Raw genomic sequence first — 22,865 nt, 5'->3', positions numbered from 1 at the left:
TTTGCTGCTTCATCTCTTTTTTTATTATTTAAATGCTCATTAAGGAATGCTCACATGCGTAATAACCTGATGGATACCGTCGCTCAGGCCGTGAATTCGCTTGTGTCGGCACTACAGTTGCCTGACGAATCTGCGAAAGCGAATGACACGCTGGGCAGCATGAATTTCCCCCAGTTCAGCCGGATTTTACCCTATCAGGATTATGATTCTGAAACAGGGCTTTTTATTAACACGAAAACGATCGGCTTTATGCTGGAAGCCCGGCCCCTGCCGGGGGCAAACAAAGATATTGTCGCCACTCTGGAGCATTTGTTGCGGACAAAAATCCCTCGTGGCGTGCCGTTCACTATTAATCTGGTGTCCAGTAAGCTCGTCGGGGACGACATTGAGTACGGGCTGCGTGAATTTAGCTGGAGCGGTAAGCAGGCGGAGAAGTTCAACGCCATTACCCGTGCCTATTATCTCCGCGCGGCAGAAACCCGCTTCCCTTTGCCGGAAAGCATGGATTTACCCCTGACCCTGCGAAACTATCGGGTCTTTATTTCCTGCTGTATCGCGAGAAAAAAGAAAAGCAAAGCACAGATAGTCGAGCTTGAGAACCAGGTCAAAATTATCCGCGCCTCACTGGGTGGCGCATATATTCCCACGCGTGTTATGGGAGGGGCTGAACTGGTCGAACTGATGCGCGAAGTGATTAATCCTGATCCGGGCGAGATGTATCACAAGCCCTATAAACTGGACCCGTATCAGGACCTCAACTATCAGTGTGTGGTAGACAGTTTTGACATGAAGGTCACGGCCGGACACCTGAAAATAGGCCGTCTTGGCCACGACGGGAAAGAGACGGCCACCAGGGTGACCAGTTATCACCTTGAACGGGATCCGGAAATTGCCTTTCTCTGGACCAGTGCAGATAACTACGCCAACCTGTTGAACCCTGAGCTCTCCATCTCCTGCCCGTTTGTCCTCACGCTGACCCTGATGGTGGAAGATCAGGTGAAAACCCAGAATGAAGCGAACCTGAAGTTCATGGACCTGGAGAAGAAAAGCAAAACCTCTTACGCCAAATACTTCCCGTCAGTGGAGAAAGAAGTCAAAGAATGGGGTGATATCCGCCAGCGGCTGGCGACCAACCAGACCAGCCTTGTGTCATATTTTTTCAACATCACCACCTATACCCCGGACAATGTTGAAGCCTCACTCACCACCGAACAGCAGGTGCTGAACAGTTTTCGTAAAGGCGGTTTCCAGCTGATCCCCGCCCGCTACCATCACCTGCGCAACTTTCTGGCCATGCTGCCCTTCAAATCCGGTGAGGGTCTGTTCAAAGAGCTGCAGGCGGCCGGGGTGGTCAAACGGGCCGAAACGTTCCAGGTCGCCAATCTTCTGCCCGTGGCGGCCGACAGCCCGCTGGCCCCGGCGGGTCTGCTGGCGCCGACCTACCGCAACCAGCTGGCGTATATCGACCTTTTTTATGAAGGGATGGATAACACCAACTTCAATATGGCGGTCTGCGGCACCTCCGGGGCAGGTAAAACGGGGCTGATACAGCCGCTGATCCGCAGTGTGCTGGACTCCGGCGGTTTTGCCTGGGTGTTCGATATGGGCGATGGCTATAAGTCCCTGTGCGAAAACATGGGCGGGGTCTACCTCGATGGTGATTCGCTAAAGTTTAACCCGTTCGCCAATATTCTCGATGATGCCCACTTTGACCTCTCCGCGGAGCGTATCCGTGACCAGATGTCAGTGATGGCCAGTCCGAACGGTAACCTGGACGAGGTCCACGAAGGCCTGTTGTTACAGGCCGTGCAGGCGGCCTGGCTGAGCAAACGGAGGCATGCCCGCATCGATGATGTGGTGGCGTTTCTGCAGAGCGCAAAAGACAGTGAAGAGTATGCCGACTCTCCGACCATTCGCAGCCGCCTGGACGAGATGATTATTCTCCTCGATCAGTACACGGTGAACGGGATTTACGGGGACTACTTTAACTCGGACAAACCCACCCTGCGCGATGATGCCCGGATGGTGGTGCTGGAGCTCGGGGGGCTTGAATCGCGCCCGTCACTGCTGATTGCCGTCATGTTCTCGCTGATTATCTATATCGAGAACCGGATGTACCAGTCCCCCCGGAGCCTGAAAAAGCTCAACGTCATTGACGAAGGCTGGAAACTGCTCGATTTCAAAAACGAAAAAGTGGGGCAGTTTATTGAGAAGGGGTACCGGACCGCGCGCCGGCATACCGGCGCCTATATCACCATCACCCAGAATATAGTCGACTTCGATTCCCCCACCGCATCCACCGCTGCCCGGGCGGCCTGGGGTAACTCCTCGTACAAGTCGATCCTCAAACAGTCAGCCAAAGAGTTCGCCAAATATAACCAGCTGTATCCGGATCAGTTCTCAAAACTGGAGCAGGACATGATCAACAGTTTCGGTTCTGCAAAAGAACAATGGTTCAGTTCTTTCATGCTGCAGGTAGAAGCGAACTGCTCCTGGCATCGTCTGTTTGTCGACCCGCTCAGCCGGGCCATGTATTCCTCCAAAGGCGCGGACTTTGAATTTATCCAGGCGCGGCGGAAGGCGGGTGTCGATATCCATGACGCGGTGTATGAGCTGGCCTGTCGTAACTTCCCGGCGGAAATGGCTGAGCTGGAAGCCCGCATCGCGCACGACAGCGTAAGGAGTGCAGCCTGATGGAAAACCACGCAGAACAGCAGAAAACGACGCCCCGGCCGTATCGACGGGGGCTGGCCATCGTTGCGCTTGTTGTCTTCGTCCTGGCGACCAACGTCTTTCTCACGCGGGTGGTACTGGAGTACACCACGCCGCGGGTGGTGGCCTTTGATATGAAGAAAACGCTCGACAGTTTTATGGACAGTGTCAGTCAGAAACAGCTGTCAGAGGCGCAGTCCAAAGCGCTGTCAGAGCGGTTTAACAGTGCGCTGGAGCAGAGCCTGGCGGATTACCAGCAACAACATCATGTCCTCATCCTGGTGTCGCCGGCGGTGGTTCAGGGGGCCCCCGATGTGACCCGTAAAATTCAGACGGACATTGCCCGGCGAATGAAAGGAGGCCAGGAATGACGCGACTGAAATTATGTCTGCTCGCCGGCTGTCTGCTTTCGCCGCTGACACAGGCCGCCGACCTCGGTACCTGGGGGGATTTGTGGCCCGTCCGTGAGCAGGACATGCTGGAACTTATCACGCAGCGGCTGCAGGGACTGCAACAATCCGGCCAGTGGGATAAGACAATGGGCGAGTTTAAGCAGCGGGTGATCGAGAACAGCCAGCGCCCGGCCCCGGTGGAGGGGCTGCACAGAGCGGAGAAATATGCGCAACGCTGGTTTGACCCCAGTATTCGCCTGACGGAAGACCTGAAGGATAACGAAGGGCGGGTGTTTGCTCACCAGGGCGAGCTCATCAATCCCCTGAAAACCGTGCCCTTTATGCAGACCCTGTACTTTATCAACGGCGACGATCCTGACCAGATAGCCTGGATGAAACGCCAGGTGCCGGAAACGCTGATGAGCAAGATTATTCTGGTCCGGGGCAGCGTCCCTGACACCTCGTCCGCGCTGGACAGCCGGATTTATTTTGACCAGAACGGTGTGCTTTCAAAACGGTTCGGCCTGACCAGGGTGCCGGCGCGTATTACGCCGGCACCCTCCGGTGAGCGGCTGAATATCGAAACCTTTCCTGTTAAATAAGGACGTTTCAGTGAAATCCCTGACCCTGTTTCTGAGTGCCCTGATGATGTGGGGATACAGCCTCAGTGCTGCTGCGGACCCCTCCTGCGAGGGACGTTTTGTTAACCCGATCACCGATGTCTGCTGGCAATGCATTTTTCCGATGTCCATCGGGAGTGTGTCGGTCGCGGCCGGTGGTGGCCCGGATACCGTGAATCCGGCCAGTCCGGTTCAGTACTGTCCCGCACCGCCCCCGATATTTGTTCGTATCGGTCTGGCGATTGGCTACTGGGAGCCGATGGCCATGACGGATGTCAGCCGTTCACCTGGCTGCATGGTGAACCTCGGGGGATTCAGTATCAATCTCGGCAAGACCGGGATGGGTACGGCTAAGAAGGATGACAAGCAGGTGAACGGGGCCTTCTATCACGTCCACTGGTACAAGTATCCGCTGACCTACTGGCTGAACATCATTACCTCAGCCGGGTGCCTGGAAGGAGGTGATATGGATATTGCCTATTTATCCGAAATCGACCCGACCTGGGTGGACAGCAGCCTGACCACCATTCTGAATCCGGAAGCGATTTTGTTTGCTAACCCGATTGCCCAGGGCGCATGTGCGGCAGATGCGATTGCCAGTGCATTCAACAAACCACTCGATATTTTGTTCTGGTGCGCCGGCTCTCAGGGGTCGATGTACCCGTTCTCCGGCTGGGCCAGCAACGAGTCCAGTCCCCTGCAGTCATCGCTGTTACTCAGTGAGCGAATGGCCTACAAGCTTCATCGGCAGGGGCAAATCATGGAGACCGTCGGCGCAGATGTGGCGGTCTGCTACGAATACCCGTCTCCGATCATCCCAAAAGAGCGGTGGCGCTATCAGATGGTGAATATGTATCCGGACAGCGGTCAGTGCCACCCTCTCGGGCGCAGTGTGATGCGCTGGGAGGCGGGCAGAAATCCACCCAACACGCGGAAAAACTACGGCTACCTGATGTGGCGTAAACGTAACTGTGTCTACCTCTGACAGGAGTCTCTCATGAAGTTGATAAATGTATTAATGATTCTGGCATTACAGTCAGGTTCAGCAGTCGCTGCAGTTACTCCGGGTAGTCCGACTACGGCAGACAGGGAGTGGCTGAAACAGCAGGAAAACCTCAGTGAACAGTTACGTCAGCATCCGGACAAACAACTGCAGCAGGAACTGGAAGCGCAGATTAACCGTAACCCACTCGCCAGCGCTGACCGTCAGTTTATCGACAATCTGGCCAGCCAGCAGAATGCGTCAAACCAGACAAAGCCAGAAGAAGGGGCGGTGTACTTTGTCTCCTTTTCGATACCGGAAGAGGGTCTGAAGCGAATGTTGCATGAGACCCGGCAGTACAGCATCCCCGCTACCTTGCGAGGACTGGTCAACAACGATATGAAAGCGACCACGGATGCGGTGATGCACCTGGTGAACGACGGGGTGACTGACGGTGTGCAAATCGATCCGACGCTCTACACGCAGTACAACATCCGTAGCGTGCCGGCCCTGGTGGTGCGCTGTCAGGCCGGCTTCGACGTGGTGCATGGCAATATCAGGCTGAAACAGGCTCTGGAGAAGGTCGCAGAGAAAGGGGACTGCGCGAACACAGCCCGTCATATGCTGGGGGGGACGAAATGAGATCGCTTCCCGTCATTGCAACCGTTCTGGGGGCCTTTATCGGGTTTGCAGGACCAGCCGGTGCAGACAGTAATACGGATTACAAAGTCGGTTCGGATTTCGCAAAACAGGTTCAGGGAGGGGGGCTCGATGCCCTGAAAAACTTTAATGGTGAGCAGACCTTACCCGGTTATACCTCCCGACCCGACCAGACGAAATACTACGGTGGCGTGACAGCCAGCGGTGACAGTTCCCTGAAAAGTGACTCTGCTTCGGAGTTCAGCCAGAACGAGGCCGGACAAAGTATCACGGAGTCGTTCACCAACCGGCCCCCTGACAGTATTTCAGCGGATGCCCCCTTTATTCAGGCGGCACAGGACACCGAATCCCGGGCGGACAGCATTGTCGGCGATACCGGTCAGGCCTGTACGGCACAGGTGGTTAATCGTAGCGAGTTCACGAACCATACGTGCGAGCGGGATTTGCAGGTGGAGAACTTCTGCACGCGGGAGGCGACGCTGAAAGACAACGCCACGACGCAAAAGGTCAGTCGTACCTACCAGCAGGCTGTCCCGATGAATTTCACCCGAAACAGCACCCGATGGAGCGGGACGCTGACCATCCCGTCGACAGGGCGGCTGCTCAGCGTGTCTGTTGACGGTGAACCTCTGCCGGTTCCCTGGATTTATGAATGTGACAACGAAGGAAAGGTCAGAGACAGTTGCAAGCTTGCAGTCAGTGAAAACATCAGCCTCTTTGATAAAACATTCCCTGTTGATGTGATGACCTGGCCGAATACGGTGACGACGTGCTCCGGGGGCCAGAACACACACTGTACAAGTCATTACTACGATGGCACCGGGAAAATTCATCAGTCTTTCAGCATGGACCGGAACGTTGTCGCCGGGCAGAGCTTTCCGGTAACGAAAACGTCGAAAACCCAGCCATCAGTGAATGTTAAATCCATTCAGGTGACGGTCATACTAGTCATGGAGGAGACGGAAACCGTATTTGCACCAGAGGTGGTCTGGGTTGAAAGTTGTCCGTTCAGCAAGGACGAAGGCACGAAAACAGGTGAAGAATGTATCAGCCCGGGCGGGACAAAAACCCTCAACCTGGGCGGGAAGGCGTATTCCTTCACAGAAGCATGCTGGAAATACAAGGACACCTGGCTCACACAGCCTGCGGATCATGGCTCCTGTGAGAGCCTGATGAACAATACAGCCTGCACGCTCTCTTCACGTCAGTGTGCCTTCACCGGTGAAGACGGGACCTGTCTGCATGAGTATGCCACGTACTCCTGCGAAACCCGGACCAGCGGTAAGCAGATGATCTGCGGCGAGGATGTATTCTGCCTTGATGGTGAATGCGATAAAGCGGTCAGCGGCACGAACAACGGCTTTGGACAGGCAGTTTCGGAGCTCGCGGCGCTGGCCGCTGCGGGTAAAGATGTTGCGGCGCTGAACGGGGTGGACGTCAGGGCATTCACCGGCAAGGCAAAATTCTGTAAGAAGTTCGCTGCAGGCTTCAGCAACTGCTGCAAGGACAGCGGATGGGGCCAGGATGTGGGCCTGGCACGCTGCAGCAGCGAAGAGAAGGCGCTGGCCAAAGCGAAAACCAACAAGCTGACAGTCAGTATTGGTGAGTTTTGCTCGAAGAAGGTACTGGGGATCTGCCTGGAGAAAAAACGCAGTTACTGCCAGTTTGACTCAAAACTGGCTCAGATAGTCCAGGAGCAAGGCCGTAACGGACAGCTGCATATTGGGTTCGGTGGCGCCAGCAGTCCGGACTGCCGGGGGATCACGGTAGCAGAACTGCAGGGCATTAACTTTAATCAGCTGGACTTTACGAACTTCATGGAGGACCTGATAAATAACCAGAAAATACCGGATAACAGTGAGCTGACTGATAAAACAAAACAACGCATAAAAGAACTTCTCACGCAGTCTTCAGCAAAATGATTTCTGAATAATTAAATTTAAAGGTGATAACAGAGTGTATGGGGATGGGGCACTGTCGCTTGTTTTCTATGTCATCGCGTTATCCCGTATTGAAAATAATAAGGATGGTTTAAATGAACAGACTGGTCAGGTCCACCATTTTTTTGTTTTTTATTCTAATAATGCCATTTTCAAACGCCGCAAGCAGAGAGGAACTCGAGAAGCTGTATTCAATGCAGATGCCCGGCACTGTCATTCAGTGTAAGAGAACAGATGAAACGTTTTTTACAAAAATAAGAATGATTTCCCGGTATACGGTTACGGAGCAAAGTGAAAATAAAACAAAAATGGATGGGTGGGTTGCCATGTACGCCACCGGTCTGAAAGCGTTACGATTTGAAGCTGAATTTAAAGCTACCCGGACAATGCTGGATGCTCGTGATATGTGGGAGGTCGACCCCGACTCACTGGTTATGAAAGTATCAGGTGAGGATGCAAAACGCTTTAAAAATAAGGGAGGGGTTGATTTTTTCAGGGATAATAGCAGGTTAAACTATGACGATCACTCTGATATTCGATTTACTACCTACCCCGATTATATTATCGGGGAGGATGACCCCGGATTCTTTACATCAAAAGGCGCAGAGGAATGTACCACTCGCTTTGCTGACAGTTTTCCCGCGGGGAAAACCGGGCTGAAGGTGAAGGAGGATAACAGTAATAAGGAACACAACCATGAAAATTAACTTTCATAAATATCCTGCCGTCGATTTTGTAGTGAGATTACTGCTGACAATAATCATTATCTCCCCTGTGCTGTATTTCTCATGGGATGCCGTCAAAGGGACGTCAGGTAGTGATTATATTGAGAGTGTGGTTTTTATTCTCATGGTCGGTTTTTTCTGGCTGGTGAGTTACCTCTTCTTTACTGCACTTCAGGATGTATTCAAAAAAAGGAGGGTGAATAAATGAAGCAGATAACCACATTTAAAGAATTAAAAAAATGGCGCAAAGTCACAGGAATGATTTTTGTGCTTGCCCTGTTGATTTTCTGCATGGCGACGTTATTAGCGAGTGACGATCCTGTTGTGGCGGTCCGTTCTCTTTTATTTATTGTTTTCCTCACGATTATAGCCAGACGACTTTTGCCATGAAGACGGGGCTTCACTTCGTTAATCAGCAAAATAAACAGGAGGGTTCATGGATGAGAAAAAATCGTACGGGGTGGTGATGCTGTTTGTCGGCGTGTTTGTCGTTTTTCTGATCAGCATCATGTCTTACAGCCTGTGGCGAGATAAGCAGATTAATGCGTTTATGGCCACCAACCGGGCCTGGGGTATTCAGTGTGACCGGGTTTCTCAGGCCGCGTGGGTGGTTAAAGAAGGGGAGCGGGTGAACCTGGAAATGAATTCACTTCCACTGTACTGCAGCGGGTATCGCTTTGAAGCCCGCAATGACGCAGGAAAAACACGGCGTCTTCTTGATAAATACAGCGTTTATCAGCACCTGACACGCCAGCCGCGTTAATTCATAAAAGGGTATTTACCATGCGAACAATACATGCCGCCATGCTGGCGGGGTGCCTTTGCTGCGCCCTGATGCCAGCCTGGGCGAAAGACGCGGGCTGGCAGTGGTACAACGAAAAGCTGAAAAAACCGGAGCCGGATACGCCGCCCGCGCCTGCGGCTCCGCCGGCCCGAATGGACATTATGGCAAAACTCGCCGAACTGCAGAGCGCCACCAAACGTTCACTGTATGAAGCCATTCTGTATCCGTCGTCTGACAATTTCGTGAAGTATTTCCGTCTGCAGAACTACTGGACGCAGCAGGCCGGTCTGTTCTCGATGAGCGCGAAGAAGGCCATGCTGGAAAACCCGGAGCTCGATTACAACCTGCAGTACAGCCACTACAACGGCACCGTGAAAAACCAGCTTGCGGCCGACTACGCCGAGCAACGCAAGGCAATCTCCTCCCTGGCGCAGCACTATGGTGTGATGTTTTTCTACCGCGGCCGGGAGGCCATTGACGGGCAACTGGTCCAGGTCATCAAAAACTTCCGAGAGACCTACGGCCTGAGCGTGATACCGGTCTCTGTTGACGGCGTGGTGAATCCCCTGCTCCCTGACAGCCGGATGGACCAGGGCCAGGCAGAGCAGCTTGGCGTGAAGTTCTTCCCTGCGATGATGCTGGTTAACCCGAAAAGCGGCCAGGTGAAGCCTCTCAGTTACGGCTTTATTAGCCAGGACGACCTGGCGAAACAGTTCCTCTACGTCTCCAGCGACTTTAAACCCAATTTTTAAGGAGCGTGTCATGCGAAAGATTCGTTTTCCCGATTTAGACATTACCGGGATGTGGGTGCTGGCCGTGGGCGTATTTTTCCACCTTATCGCCCGGCTGGTAAGGAAGCAGCCTGAGCTGGCCGTCCAGGCCGGGGAAATATTCGGGCTGGGCATGGTCGTGTTCGGAGGGTACCGCATTCTCAATGCTCTCATTGCTGACGCTGAAAAACAGGAGAAAGCCCGTGAAAAGCAACCTGAAGATAATTAACGCTGGCGTCGCGACGCTGCTGTTACTGGCATTTTCACGGTCTTCCGTTACCCACGCTGGCACGCTGGATGACGTGAAATCACTCTGGGACCCGCAGGGCATAACTGGCGCGGCTCCGGCGACATCCGCTGGCGTATCTGCGTCTGCGAAGCCGGTCTCTCAGGCCCGCTGGTACCGGCTCAGCAACGGCAAACAGGTCAACCTCAGCGACTGGAAAGTGGTGTTGTTTATGCAGGGACACTGCCCGTACTGCCACAAGTTTGACCCGGTCCTGAAGCAGTTATCAGGCCAGTATGGTTTCTCCGTGTTCTCTTACACCATTGACGGGCTGGGGGATGAAGCGTTTCCCGAAGCGCTGCCGGCACCGCCTGACGTGATGCAGACCTTTTTCCCGAATATTCCGGTGGCCACGCCGACCACGTTTCTGGTCAACGTGAACACGCTGGCGGCATACCCGATTCTGCAGGGGGCCACGGATGCACAGGGCTTTATGGCCAGAATGGATACGGTGTTTCAGATGATGGAGGTTCCGGGGAATGGACAAAATTAAGATGGCTGCGCTGGCAGGTGGCTTTCTGGTGGGGGTCTCTCTCCCGGCTTCTGCTGATGTCAATGGCGACATGAATAACTTCTTCAATAAGCTGGGGTTCGCGTCCAATACCAGCCAGCCGCAGGTCTGGCAGGGGCAGGCCGCGGGCTATGCCTCTGGCGGTTCGCTGTATGCCCGGACGCAGGTGAAAACCATTCAGCTGGTCAGTATGACCCTGCCGGATATTAATGCCGGCTGTGGCGGCATCGATGCCTACCTCGGGTCGTTTTCTTTTATCAACAGCGAGCAGCTGCAGCGCTTCGGCAAACAAATCATGTCCAATGCTGCGGGCTACTTCTTTGACCTCGCGCTGCAGACCACTGTACCGGAAATCAAAACCGCAAAAGACTTCCTGCAGAAGATGGCCAGCGATATCAACAGCATGAACCTCAGCAGCTGCCAGGCGGCACAGGGGATCGTCGGGGGACTGTTTCCTCGTACCCAGGTAGCCCAGCAGAAGGTCTGCCAGGACATCGCCGGTGAGAGCAATATCTTTGCCGACTGGGCGGCTTCCCGTCAGGGGTGTTCGGTTGGCGGCCAGATGGACAAGGTGCAGGATAAGGCCAGCGACAAGGACAAAGAGCGGGTCATGAAAAACATCAACATCATGTGGAATGCCCTGTCCAAAAACCGGCTCTTCGACGATAACAAAGAGCTGAAAGAGTTTGTGATGACCCTGACCGGCACCTTGATTTTTGGGGAAAACAGTGAAATTACGCCGCTGCCGGCACGGACCACGGATCAGGACCTGATTAAGGCGATGATGGAGGGGGGAACAGCAAAAATTTACCACTGCAATGATTCCGATAAATGTCTCAAGGTGGTTGCGGATGCGACGGTCACTATAGCCGCAAACAAGGCGCTGAAGAACCAGATTTCCACGCTACTGAGCAGCATCCAGAACAAGGCTGTGGCGGATGAAAAACTAACGGAGCAGGAGAAGGGCTTTATCTCCAGCACCACCATCCCGGTCTTTAAATACCTGGTTGACCCGCAGATGCTCGGGGTCTCGAATACCCTGCTTTACCAGCTGACGGACTATATCGGCTACGACATCCTGCTGCAGTACATTCAGGAGCTGATCCAGCAGGCGAGGACGATGGTGGCCACCGGGAACTACCCGCAGTCAACGATGGATATGATCCTCGAAAACCTGAATCAGGCGAGTGTTCAGATAGCCGCCTTCCAGTCCCGGGTCCAGGTCCAGCAGGACGCGTTGCTGGTCGTTGACCGGCAGATGAGCTACATGCGCCAGCAGGTGTCTGCCCGAATGATGACCCGTTACCAGAACAACTACCATTTCGGAGGGAGCCTCTGATGCTGGAAATCTACACGATAGCCGGCGGCGACTGGTTCAGGGGCAACCTGAATGCCATTTCCGCCTTCATGAGTACCGGTACCTGGTCCTCTATTGAGAAAATGTGCATTGCTTTTTCCGTGCTGATCGTCGCCGGCAGCTGGGTGAAAAAACACAACATCATGGATCTGGTCGGCTGGGTGTTTGCGCTGACGCTGGTCTCGATGCTGGTCGTCATCCGCAAACCGGTGCAGATTATCGACTACAGCAATGTGTCCCAGGTCTATCAGGTTGATAACGTGCCAATTGGGCTGGCCATTCCGGCGTCACTGACCACGCGTGTGGGCAATGCTCTGGTGCAGAGCTATGAGATGATTTTCGCCCTGCCGGACAGTGTGACGTACAGCAAAACGGGGATGTTATTTGGCGGGAACCTGGTGGCGAAAAGTACGGACTTTATCTCGCAGAATCCAGAAATCACCACCCTGTTCTCAGACTACGTGCAGAACTGTGTGATGGGAGATATTTTTCTCAATCACAAGTATACGTTTGAGGAACTACTGAACTCGTCTGACCCCTACACGATTATTTTTTCTAACCCCAGCCCGCTTCGCGGCGTTTTTGACAAAAACAATCAGTTTAAAACCTGCCAGGAAGCCTCCCGTGATTTGAAATCAGCCCTGGCGCTGGATACCCAGACCGGCGGGAAGACCTGGAGCTACTATGTGCGCCAGCTTTTTGGGGGTAAACCTAACCCGGACCTGCTGTTCAGCCAGATGATCGGTGACAGCTACAACTTCTTCTACAGTTCGGGGCAGAATGCAGGGCAGATTATCCGCCAGAACGTGACGATGAATGCCCTGCGCAGCGGAATCCAGAGCTACGCAGCCCGCAGTGGCGATACGGCCAGCCTGGTGAACATTGCCAATACCTCGTCGCTGGAAAAGCAACGTCTGGCCCAGGCGACAATGGGACATCAGGCGCTGCGTTCTCTGCCCATGATGCAGACAGTGATACTGGGTATTATGTTTGGCCTGTTCCCGATCATGGTCATGGCGGCGATGTTCAACATGATGACCATGCAGGTGCTGAAGGGCTACGTCTTTGCCCTGATGTGGCTGCAGTCGTGGCCTCTGCTGTACGCTATCCTGAACAGCGCGATGGCTTACTATGCGAAGCAAAATGGGGTGCCGGTGGTCCTCTCTGAACTCTCTCAGCTGCAGCTGAAAAACTCGGATATTGCCACCACCGCGGGCTATATCTCGATGATGATCCCCCCGCTCAGCTGGGCGATGATTAAAAGTATGGGAGCAGGTTTCTCCAGCGCCTACAGCCACTTTGCTTCGTCCGGCCTCAGCTCCACGTCGCAGGCCTCCTCCAGCGTAGTGGACGGGAACTATTCGTTCTCAAATATGCAGACGGATAATGTCAGCGGGAACAGCTGGAATACCAACAGCACCACCGCGTTTGGGCAGATGACCCGACAGCTGGCGAATGGGGGGATGGGTACCCAGACCCGGGATGGGTCTATGGTCTGGGATAGTAGTGGCGCCATGTCAAAACTCCCCGTGGATATCAATGTTGGTCGGCAGATAGCCAGCGCACAGCAACAGATGGCCCGGGAATCAGATGTTCAGGCAGAAAGCTCTCTGCACGGTTATAACAGCAGTGTGACGAGTGCCTGGAACAGCCTGAAGCAGTTTGGCACAAATATGGGGACCAGTGCGTCCATGACGTCAGGCGCTGATAATACTGAGTCGTCGCAGGATTCGATGGCCAGAAGTAAAATGTGGAGTGCTGTTGTTTCTAATGCAAAAGCCAACAACATCAGCAATGAAGAGTCTTTCCAGCAGTTGATGGATAAGTCAACGAAAGGGTCTGTATCTGGTGAGATGTACGGTAATGCTAAGTGGGGGTCTGGTGACCAGCTGGCTGGGAAACTGGGTAAATGGGCTACGGGTCTCTCTGCTGAGGGGGGGGCTAAAATTAGTGCTGGCTTGAATGCATCAAGTGGCTCTACTGACTCGACAAATGAATCAGGAAGATCATCCTATGACAGTCGACATGATACCAGTGGTCAGGCAGCCAAAGACTTTAAAGAAGCATCTGATTACTTTACCAGCCGTAAAACAACCACATCGGGTAATATAACGGACAATAATGCCAGCTCGCGTGTTGATCAGTTTGCTGCATCACTCTCTAGTGCTAAAAACAGCTATGACCAGTATACGAACAGCCGGACACGTAGCCACGAATACAGTGAAATGGCTTCACGTACAGAGAGCATGAGCGGACAGATGAGCGAAAATCTGACCCAACAGTTTGCAAACTTTGTTCAGCAACAGGCACCACAGGATGCTGAAGCCATTCTGACCAACACCAGTTCTCCGGAAGTTGCAGCGCAACGTGAAGCTCTGGCGCGTGAATTCGTCAAAGCTCAAGTTGAACCTAAGATTGATGGTGCGTATCAACAAGGTCGTGAAGCCATTGGCCAAAATATGCCTGGTGTGTCAGGCGGTGGTGACAGTGGGTCGGTAACGGCCGACTACGGGCATAATGCCGGTAATATAGAAGCCATGACACGAGATGCAGGTATTAAGGATAATGTGGGGCCGAAAGTGGATGGAATGATAGTGCAGAATAACCAACAGCATCAGGAATCCCGTGAAACCATACAACAGCAAGGCGTTGGAGTGAAAAAAGAGAATGCTGAACTGGAAAATGACCACAAAACAAAAGGAAATGATTTCAAAAGTACTTATAATGAAAGGAAAGAAAGTCAGACTAAATTGCCTGGCGCAGATACGACAAAAGAGCTATTGGATAAGGCAGCTAAGTTAGAAAAAGATAAAACAAAAAAATAGGGAGTATAGGATGTTAACCCATAAAATAATACAAAGTGAAATCGAGGAGTTAAAACAGATCCTGGTTCATAATGATTTAGAGATCCCATCATTCTGGCGCTGTATCTGGCCTGGCCTAGTATGCATGGTGTGGTTTTTACTATCATCCTATCTCTCGTACTGGTTGAGTGATTATGCTTCTGGTCTCGAGAGACTAGCTGCCATGGTTTTTTCTGGTGCAATAGGTGTTTTTTCTATCATTGCAACCGCGAATACCAGAGCACTCTTCCTTTCTTTACCTCAATCCTTCAGGGAGAAATCGTTGTTTTTTGGCTTTTTAGCTAAGAAATGCAGAATTTATGGAGTGGTTGTTTTTGTTATCTTCTCATGTTTAGCATTTTTCTCCGCATATAACGCTATTAATGCGGTTGTCTTTATTGTTATTACAGGATTTAGCCTTTTACTAACAATTATGGTAATGAATATTGATCTTGGTCGCTATCAGTTAGCAACACTTACGTCCGTTATCGAATCGGTAAAAAGCAAAGAAGTTAAGTAATAATAATGGGTTAACTTCCGCTATTAACTGGCCGTTTTTTTAAATTCGGCTTGTTAATCTTCATGTTCTGCAATCAGTTATTTTTCAATATTTCTTGTTCTGTTCATAAACGACTCACAGGTACGCAAATTTTTTGTGTGCCTGTGAGTCGTTGCCGGCTTGCCCGGTTATCTTTATCCATGATGGTTAATTGACGGATTAATGCCATGAGTTTTAATGCCAAAGATATGACGCAGGGCGGTCAGATTGCGAATATGCGTTTTCGCATGTTTGGTCAGATTGCCAATATTATATTTTATGTGCTGTTTATTTTATTCTGGGTGTTATGTGGGCTGATGCTGATGTACCGTCTCAGCTGGCAGACCTTTGTGAACGGCTGCGTTTACTGGTGGTGTACGACACTGGCGCCGATGCGCGATATTATTCGCTCTCAGCCGGTCTATACGATTAGCTATTACGGAAAGTCTCTGGAATATAATGCGGAACAAATTCTTGCCGATAAATATACTATCTGGTGCGGTGAGCAGCTGTGGACGGCATTTGTTTTTGCCGCCATTGTGTCGCTGACAATCTGCGTGGTGACGTTCTTTGTCGCCAGCTGGGTGCTGGGCCGCCAGGGGAAACTGCAGAGTGAGGATGAAAATACCGGGGGGCGCCAGCTTTCCGATAAGCCCAAAGATGTGGCCCGCCAGATGAAACGCGATGGAGCGGCCTCCGATATTAAAATTGGCGACCTGCCTATTCTTAAGAATTCTGAAATCCAGAATTTCTGCCTCCACGGAACCGTGGGCTCCGGTAAATCCGAAGTCATCCGCCGGCTGCTGAACTACGTCCGCGCCCGGGGCGATATGGCCATCATCTACGACAGGTCCTGTGAGTTTGTCAAAAGCTATTACGACCCGTCACTGGATAAAATCCTCAACCCGCTGGATTCGCGCTGTGCGGCCTGGGATTTGTGGAAAGAGTGCCTGACGCTGCCGGATTTCGACAATATCTCCAATACCCTTATCCCGATGGGCACCAAAGAAGATCCGTTCTGGCAGGGGTCCGGTCGCACCATCTTTGCCGAAGGCGCCTACCTGATGCGCGAGGACAAGGACCGCAGTTACGAAAAGCTGGTTGATACCATGCTGTCCATCAAAATAGACAAGCTGCGTGCGTACCTGCAGAACACCCCGGCCGCCAACCTGGTCGAGGAGAAAATTGAGAAGACAGCCATCTCCATCCGTGCCGTGCTGACCAATTATGTCAAGGCCATCCGCTACCTGCAGGGGATTGAAAAGAACGGCGAGCCGTTCACCATCCGGGACTGGATGCGCGGTGTCCGTGAGGACCAGCCTAATGGCTGGCTGTTTATCTCCTCGAATGCCGATACGCATGCCTCCCTGAAGCCGGTTATCTCGATGTGGTTGTCGATTGCCATCCGCGGTCTGCTGGCGATGGGGGAGAACCGTAACCGGCGTGTATGGATTTTCGCTGACGAACTGCCCACGCTGCACAAGCTGCCAGACCTGGTTGAAATTCTGCCGGAAGCCCGAAAATTTGGTGGCTGTTATGTGTTCGGAATCCAGTCCTATGCCCAGCTGGAAGATATTTACGGCGTGAAGCCTGCCGCCACGCTGTTTGACGTGATGAACACCCGTGCCTTTTTCCGTTCCCCGAGTAAGGAGATTGCCGAGTTTGCCGCCGGCGAAATCGGTGAGAAAGAAATCCTCAAGGCCAGCGAGCAGTATTCCTACGGGGCAGACCCGGTGCGTGACGGTGTGTCGACCGGGAAGGAAAAAGAGCGGGAAACGCTGGTCAGCTACTCCGATATTCAGACGCTGCCTGACCTGTCCTGCTACGTCACCCTGCCGGGGCCGTATCCGGCGGTGAAACTGGCCCTGAAATACAAGCCCCGACCGAAAATCACCGAGGGCTTTATTCAGCGCCGTCTCGATGCGCGCGTGGATGGAAGACTCAGTGCGCTGCTGGAAGCGCGGGAGGCCGAAGGCAGTCTGGCGAGGGCGCTTTTCACTCCGGATGAGCCTGTGTCTGAGTCAGCCGAAGAGAAAGCCGGTGTTCAGCCTGAGCAGACTAAACCTGCTGAAGACAGCGTACTGCCTGTGCCGGTAAAAACCTCGTCGAAGGCAGCAGAGGGTGCCGGTAAGACGCCAGACGTCCCGTTATCTGGCGCTCCCGTCACGAGAGTGAAAACCGTTCCATTAATCCGGCCTGAACCTGCTGCTTCGGTGACCGGCACTGCTGCAGCGGCATCCACTGCCGCGGTGATTGCGACTGCGGGCGGGACGGCGCAGGAACTGGCGCAGCAGCCTGTCGAGGCGGACCAGAATATGTTGCCGGCCGGAATGAACGAGGATGGCGTAATTGAAGACATGCAGGCCTATGACGCCTGGCTGGAAGGTGAACAGATACAGCGGGATATGCAGCGACGCGAAGAGGTCAATATCAACCACAGCCGCAGTGAGCAGGATGATATCGAAATCGGAGGAAACTTCTGATGATGTCGATTGGTTCGGTAAAGTCGGCGGGGAGCGCCAGCAATTACTATACAGACAAGGATAACTATTACGTTATCGGATCTATGGATGAACGCTGGCAGGGAAAGGGCGCGGAGGCGCTGGGCCTTGACGGGAAGGTGGACAAGCAGGTGTTCACTGACCTGCTGAAAGGAAAGCTGCCGGACGGCAGTGACCTGACCCGGATGCAGGATGGCGTGAACAAACACCGGCCAGGTTATGACCTGACCTTTTCCGCCCCTAAGAGCGTGTCTGTCATGGCCATGATCGGTGGGGATAAGCGGCTGATTGATGCCCATAATCAGGCCGTCACAGAAGCCGTAAAACAGGTGGAAACGCTGGCGGCGACCCGGGTCATGACGGACGGAAAAAGCGAAACCGTGCTGACCGGCAATCTCATTGTGGCGAAATTTAATCACGACACAAACCGCAATCAGGAGCCCCAGTTGCACACCCATGCCGTGGTCATCAATGCGACGCAGAACGGCGGCAAGTGGCAGTCTCTTGGCACCGATACGGTGGGTAAAACGGGCTTTATCGAGAATGTGTACGCAAATCAGATAGCCTTCGGAAAACTCTACCGGGAGGTGCTCAAACCTCTCGTTGAGAAACTCGGCTATGAGACGGAAGTGACAGGCAAACACGGCATGTGGGAGATGAAAGATGTGCCGGTTGAGCCGTTTTCCACCCGCAGTCAGGAGGTCAGGGAGGCTGCAGGCCCTGATGCCTCCCTGAAGTCCCGCGATGTGGCCACACTGGATACCCGTAAATCGAAAGAAACCCTCGATCCGGCAGAAAAAATGGTGGAGTGGGTGAACACCCTCAAAGAGAGCGGTTTCGATATTCACAGCTATCGCGAGGATGCCGATAAGCGCGCTGCAGAAATCAACCGTGCGCCCGTCAGTCCGGCGAAAACCGACGGCCCGGATATCAGCGACGTGGTCACAAAAGCCATTGCCGGTCTCAGCGACCGCAAAGTGCAGTTTACCTATGCCGACATGTTGGCCCGCACGGTTAGCCAGCTGGAGGCGAAGCCGGGGGTATTTGAACTGGCCAGAACGGGCATTGATGCGGCTATTGAGCGCGAACAGCTTATCCCGCTCGATCGCGAGAAAGGTCTGTTCACCTCAAACATCCACGTCCTTGACGAATTGTCCGTTAAAGCGCTGAGCCAGGAGGTTCAGCGCCAGAATCATGTCTCCGTCACGCCAGATGCCTCTGTTGTGCGTCATGCACCTTTCAGCGATGCGGTCAGCGTGCTGGCGCAGGACCGGCCGGCGATGGGGATTGTTTACGGACAGGGAGGGGCCACGGGGCAGCGGGAGCGGGTGGCTGAGCTGACGCTGATGGCCCGGGAGCAGGGGCGCGATGTGCATATCCTTGCTGCAGATAACCGGTCTCGTGATTTTCTCGCCGGGGATGCCCGTCTGGTGGGGGAGACGGTCACCGGCAAGTCTGCCCTGCAGGACGGAACCGCGTTTATCCCTGGCGGGACGCTCATTGTGGATCAGGCAGAGAAGCTGAGTCTGAAAGAGACCCTTTCCCTGCTCGATGGCGCCATGCGCCATAACGTGCAGGTTCTGCTCTCCGACAGCGGCAAGCGTAGCGGAACCGGAAGCGCGCTGACAGTGCTGAAAGAGAGCGGGGTGAATACGTATCGCTGGCAGGGTGGAAATCAGACGACGGCAGACATCATCAGTGAACCAGACAAGGGCGCCCGCTACAGCCGTCTGGCGCAGGAGTTTGCTGTCAGTGTGCGTGAGGGGCAGGAAAGCGTGGCACAAATCAGCGGGGTGCGAGAACAGGGCGTACTCAATGGCATTATCCGTGAAGTCCTGAAAAATGAAGGTACGCTGGGGGCGAAGGAGATGACAGTCACTACCCTGACGCCGGTGTGGCTGGACAGCAAAAGCCGGGGCGTGCGCGACTATTACCGCGAAGGGATGGTGATGGAGCGGTGGGACCCGGAGACACGGAAGCATGACCGGTTTTTGATAGACCGGGTGACTGCGAGCAGCAATATGCTGACCCTCAGGGACAAAGAGGGGGAACGTCTGGACCTGAAAGTTTCGGCTGTCGACAGCCAGTGGTCGTTGTTCCGGGCCGATAAGCTACCGGTAGCGAGCGGAGAACGTCTGTCGGTGCTGGGGAAAATTCCTGAGACGCGGCTGAAAGGCGGCGAGAGCATCACGGTGCTGAACGCGGAGGCCGGGCAGCTGACGGTGCAGCGTCCCGGGCAGAAAACCACCCAGACCCTGGCGGTGGGCGCCGGGCCGTTCGACGGGATTAAAGTCGGGCACGGATGGGTGGAAAGTCCCGGCCGTTCGGTCAGCGAAACAGCGACCGTTTTTGCCTCCCTGACGCAACGCGAGCTGGATAATGCCACGCTGAATCAGCTGGCGCAGAGCGGAAGCCATATCCGGCTGTACTCTGCACAGGATGCGGCCCGCACAACAGAGAAGCTGGCCAGGCATACCGCCTTCAGCGTGGTGTCTGAGCAGCTGAAGGCCCGTTCAGGCGAGACAGACCTGGATGCGGCCATCGCATTACAGAAAGCCGGGCTGCACACCCCGGCAGAGCAGGTCATTCACCTTTCCATTCCTTTGCTGGAAAGTGAGGAGCTGACTTTCACGCGCCCGCAACTGTTGGCCACCGCGCTGGAAACCGGCGGAGGTAAGGTTCCGATGACGGAGATAGACGCGACCATTCAGGCGCAGATTAAGGCTGGCAGTCTGCTGAATGTGCCTGTGGCCCCAGGCCACGGTAATGACCTGCTGATTTCCCGCCAGACCTGGGATGCAGAGAAAAGCATTCTGACAAAGGTGCTGGAAGGAAAAGAGGCCGTTGCACCCCTGATGGACAGTGTACCGGGAAGCCTGATGACGGACCTGACGTCAGGGCAGCGTGCTTCCACCCGGATGATACTGGAGACTACGGATCGGTTCACGGTGGTTCAGGGCTATGCCGGGGTGGGGAAAACCACCCAGCTCCGGGCGGTGACGGGAGCCATCAGCCTGCTGCCGGAAGCGACCCGGCCTCGGGTCATCGGTCTGGGGCCGACACACCGCGCCGTGGGGGAAATGCAGAGCGCCGGCGTGGATGCGCAGACTACCGCCTCGTTCCTGCATGACACGCAGCTCCTGCAGCGTAATGGTCAGACACCGGATTTCAGCAACACGCTGTTCCTGCTCGACGAGAGCTCAATGGTGGGGCTGGCCGATACCGCGAAGGCGCTCTCCCTGATTGCGGCCGGGGGAGGACGGGCGGTGCTCAGCGGCGATACCGACCAGCTGCAGTCCATTGCGCCGGGCCAGCCGTTCCGGCTGATGCAGCAGCGCAGTGCCGCCGACGTCGCCATTATGAAAGAGATTGTGCGCCAGGTACCTGAGTTGCGACCGGCGGTCTACAGCCTGATTGACCGGGACGTGAACCGCGCGCTGGCGACGATTGAGCAGATTACACCGGAACAGGTGCCGCGAAAAGACGGGGCCTGGGTGCCCGAAAACTCCGTGGTGGAGTTCACCCCCGCACAGGAGGAGACGATACAGAAAGCGCTGAACAAGGGTGAAAGTGTGCCGGCAGGTCAGCCCACCACGCTGTATGAGGCACTGGTGAAGGACTATGCCGACCGTACCCCGGAGGCGCAGTCACAGACGCTGATTATCACCCATCTGAATGATGACCGGCGGGTGCTGAACAGTCTGATTCATGACGCGAGGCGGGACAATGGTGAAGTGGGCAGAGAGGAAGTCACTCTGCCGGTACTGGTGACGAGCAACATCCGTGACGGAGAGCTGCGCAGACTGTCGACCTGGACGACTCATAAGGGGGCCGTGGCCCTGGTCGACAATGTCTACCACCGTATCGGGAGCGTGGATAAGGAGAACCAGCTTATCACGCTGATGGATGGTGAAGGGAAAGAACGGCTTATTTCACCCCGGGAGGCGTTGGCTGAAGGTGTCACGCTCTACCGTGAGCAAGAGATTACAGTGTCTCAGGGGGACAAAATGCGCTTCAGCAAGAGTGACACGGAACGCGGCTATGTGGCCAACAGTGTGTGGGAGGTGAAATCCGTTTCAGGTGACAGTGTCACGCTATCTGACGGCAAAACCACCCGCACGCTGAACCCGAAGGCTGATCAAGCGCAGCAACATGTCGACCTTGCCTACGCCATCACCGCGCATGGTGCTCAGGGGGCCAGTGAACCGTTTGCCATCGCACTGGAGGGCGTGGCGGGTGGTCGGGAACGGATGGCCAGCTTTGAATCCTCCTATGTCGGGTTATCACGTATGAAACAGCATGTTCAGTTGTATACCGACAACCGTGAGGGCTGGATAAAGGCCATAAATCATTCACCAGAGAAAGCGACAGCCCACGATATTCTGGAGCCGCGTAACGACCGGGCCGTGAAAACGGCCGGCCAGCTGTTCAGCCGGGCACGAGCGCTGGATGAGGCGGCTGCAGGCCGGGCCGCCCTGCAGCAGTCCGGCCTGGCGCGCGGGCAGTCTCCGGGGAAATTCATTTCGCCGGGCAAAAAGTACCCGCAGCCACACGTGGCGCTGCCGGCGTTCGACAAAAACGGGAAAGACGCCGGCATCTGGCTCAGTCCGCTGACGGATAACGACGGACGTTTGCAGGTGATCGGCGGTGAGGGGCGCGTCATGGGCAATGAAGAAGCCCGGTTTGTGGCGCTGCAGAACAGTCGCAACGGCGAAAGTCTGCTGGCCGGGAATATGGGCGAAGGCGTCAGGATTGCACGCGATAACCCCGACAGCGGGGTGGTGGTCCGGCTTGCCGGAGATGACCGCCCCTGGAACCCGGAGGCCATCACCGGCGGTCGCATCTGGGCTGATCCCCTGCCGAATCCTCCGATCAATGATACCGGTACTGACATCCCGCTCCCGCCAGAGGTTCTGGCACAGCGGGCCGCAGAAGAGGCACAGCGCCGGGAGATGGAAAGACAGACGGAGCAGGCGACCCGGGAAGTGTCCGGAGAGGAGAAGAAAGTGGGCGAGCCGGGCGAGCGGATAAAAGAGGTTATCGGGGACGTCATTCGGGGTCTCGAACGTGACCGGCCAGGAGAGGAGAAAACGGTGCTGCCAGATGACCCGCAGACCCGGCGTCAGGAAGCGGCCGTTCAGCAGGTGGCCACAGAGAGCCTGCAGCGCGACCGTCTGCAGCAGATGGAACGGGATATGGTTCGTGATCTCAGTCGTGAAAAAACGCTCGGGGGCGACTGACTCG

Annotated in this window: 18 protein-coding genes; all 18 read left to right on the top strand. The window is 54.6% G+C overall.

Translation table 11 applies throughout. The annotated features are described in order from the left end of the window. Nucleotides 1–54 precede the first annotated feature (54 nt). The 18 genes from traC (at nt 55) to traI (ending at nt 22,861) form a co-directional block, all read left to right on the top strand. Nucleotides 55–2,694, top strand: coding sequence for a type IV secretion system protein TraC (traC, locus tag N6G83_RS46195; RefSeq protein WP_260524203.1), 2,640 nt, complete (start codon nt 55–57; stop codon nt 2,692–2,694). Then, entirely contained in the window at nt 2,694–3,083 is a 390-nt protein-coding gene (gene trbI / locus N6G83_RS46190; RefSeq protein WP_032736860.1) for a type-F conjugative transfer system protein TrbI, read from the top strand. Before traC ends, trbI begins: the two co-directional genes overlap by 1 nt. Beyond that, complete coding sequence (traW, locus tag N6G83_RS46185) at nt 3,080–3,706, top strand: type-F conjugative transfer system protein TraW (RefSeq protein ID WP_042946288.1); 627 nt, start codon at nt 3,080–3,082, stop codon at nt 3,704–3,706. Before trbI ends, traW begins: the two co-directional genes overlap by 4 nt. Before the next feature lie 19 nt (nt 3,707–3,725). Further along, a complete protein-coding gene (traU, locus tag N6G83_RS46180; RefSeq protein WP_227634472.1) occupies nt 3,726–4,709 on the top strand; it encodes a conjugal transfer pilus assembly protein TraU in 984 nt (327 codons plus the stop codon). Nucleotides 4,710–4,721: 12 nt separating this feature from the next. Then, a complete protein-coding gene (trbC, locus tag N6G83_RS46175) occupies nt 4,722–5,348 on the top strand; it encodes a type-F conjugative transfer system pilin assembly protein TrbC (protein ID WP_032736857.1) in 627 nt (208 codons plus the stop codon). Next, the gene (traN, locus tag N6G83_RS46170) at nt 5,345–7,288 is read left to right on the top strand and encodes a type-F conjugative transfer system mating-pair stabilization protein TraN (protein ID WP_260524202.1); all 1,944 of its coding nucleotides are present in this window, start codon (nt 5,345–5,347) and stop codon (nt 7,286–7,288) included. Before trbC ends, traN begins: the two co-directional genes overlap by 4 nt. A gap of 113 nt (nt 7,289–7,401) precedes the next feature. Next, complete coding sequence (locus tag N6G83_RS46165) at nt 7,402–8,013, top strand: hypothetical protein (RefSeq protein ID WP_032736855.1); 612 nt, start codon at nt 7,402–7,404, stop codon at nt 8,011–8,013. After that, nucleotides 8,003–8,239, top strand: coding sequence for a conjugal transfer protein TrbE (trbE, locus tag N6G83_RS46160; protein ID WP_032736854.1), 237 nt, complete (start codon nt 8,003–8,005; stop codon nt 8,237–8,239). Before N6G83_RS46165 ends, trbE begins: the two co-directional genes overlap by 11 nt. Continuing rightward, complete coding sequence (locus tag N6G83_RS46155; RefSeq protein WP_032736852.1) at nt 8,236–8,421, top strand: hypothetical protein; 186 nt, start codon at nt 8,236–8,238, stop codon at nt 8,419–8,421. Before trbE ends, N6G83_RS46155 begins: the two co-directional genes overlap by 4 nt. A 46-nt stretch (nt 8,422–8,467) precedes the next feature. Continuing rightward, nucleotides 8,468–8,794: a hypothetical protein gene (locus N6G83_RS46150; protein WP_032736851.1), complete on the top strand. Its 327-nt coding sequence runs from the start codon at nt 8,468–8,470 to the stop codon at nt 8,792–8,794. A gap of 20 nt (nt 8,795–8,814) precedes the next feature. Continuing rightward, nucleotides 8,815–9,567: a type-F conjugative transfer system pilin assembly protein TraF gene (traF, locus tag N6G83_RS46145; protein WP_042946285.1), complete on the top strand. Its 753-nt coding sequence runs from the start codon at nt 8,815–8,817 to the stop codon at nt 9,565–9,567. Nucleotides 9,568–9,577: 10 nt separating this feature from the next. Next, on the top strand, nt 9,578–9,814 hold the full coding sequence (gene traQ / locus N6G83_RS46140) for a type-F conjugative transfer system pilin chaperone TraQ (protein ID WP_032736848.1): 237 nt from the start codon (nt 9,578–9,580) through the stop codon (nt 9,812–9,814). After that, nucleotides 9,801–10,364 (top strand): type-F conjugative transfer system pilin assembly thiol-disulfide isomerase TrbB, encoded by a 564-nt coding sequence (gene trbB / locus N6G83_RS46135; protein ID WP_224250969.1) that lies wholly within the window; start codon nt 9,801–9,803, stop codon nt 10,362–10,364. The genes traQ and trbB overlap by 14 nt, the downstream gene beginning before the upstream one ends. Then, on the top strand, nt 10,351–11,721 hold the full coding sequence (traH, locus tag N6G83_RS46130) for a conjugal transfer pilus assembly protein TraH (RefSeq protein WP_032736846.1): 1,371 nt from the start codon (nt 10,351–10,353) through the stop codon (nt 11,719–11,721). The genes trbB and traH overlap by 14 nt, the downstream gene beginning before the upstream one ends. Next, a complete protein-coding gene (gene traG, locus N6G83_RS46125; RefSeq protein WP_032736845.1) occupies nt 11,721–14,564 on the top strand; it encodes a conjugal transfer mating-pair stabilization protein TraG in 2,844 nt (947 codons plus the stop codon). Before traH ends, traG begins: the two co-directional genes overlap by 1 nt. A gap of 10 nt (nt 14,565–14,574) precedes the next feature. Beyond that, on the top strand, nt 14,575–15,102 hold the full coding sequence (locus tag N6G83_RS46120; protein ID WP_032736843.1) for a hypothetical protein: 528 nt from the start codon (nt 14,575–14,577) through the stop codon (nt 15,100–15,102). Between the two features lie 206 nt (nt 15,103–15,308). After that, on the top strand, nt 15,309–17,603 hold the full coding sequence (gene traD, locus N6G83_RS46115; RefSeq protein ID WP_260524201.1) for a type IV conjugative transfer system coupling protein TraD: 2,295 nt from the start codon (nt 15,309–15,311) through the stop codon (nt 17,601–17,603). Then, nucleotides 17,603–22,861 (top strand): conjugative transfer relaxase/helicase TraI, encoded by a 5,259-nt coding sequence (gene traI, locus N6G83_RS46110; protein WP_154927397.1) that lies wholly within the window; start codon nt 17,603–17,605, stop codon nt 22,859–22,861. Before traD ends, traI begins: the two co-directional genes overlap by 1 nt. The last annotated feature ends 4 nt before the right edge of the window (nt 22,862–22,865 follow it).

The organism is Serratia sp. PL7 (genome assembly GCF_945957435.1).
The sequence above is the reverse complement of the archived record's forward strand: the minus strand, read 5'-3'. Positions and strand labels throughout refer to the sequence as shown.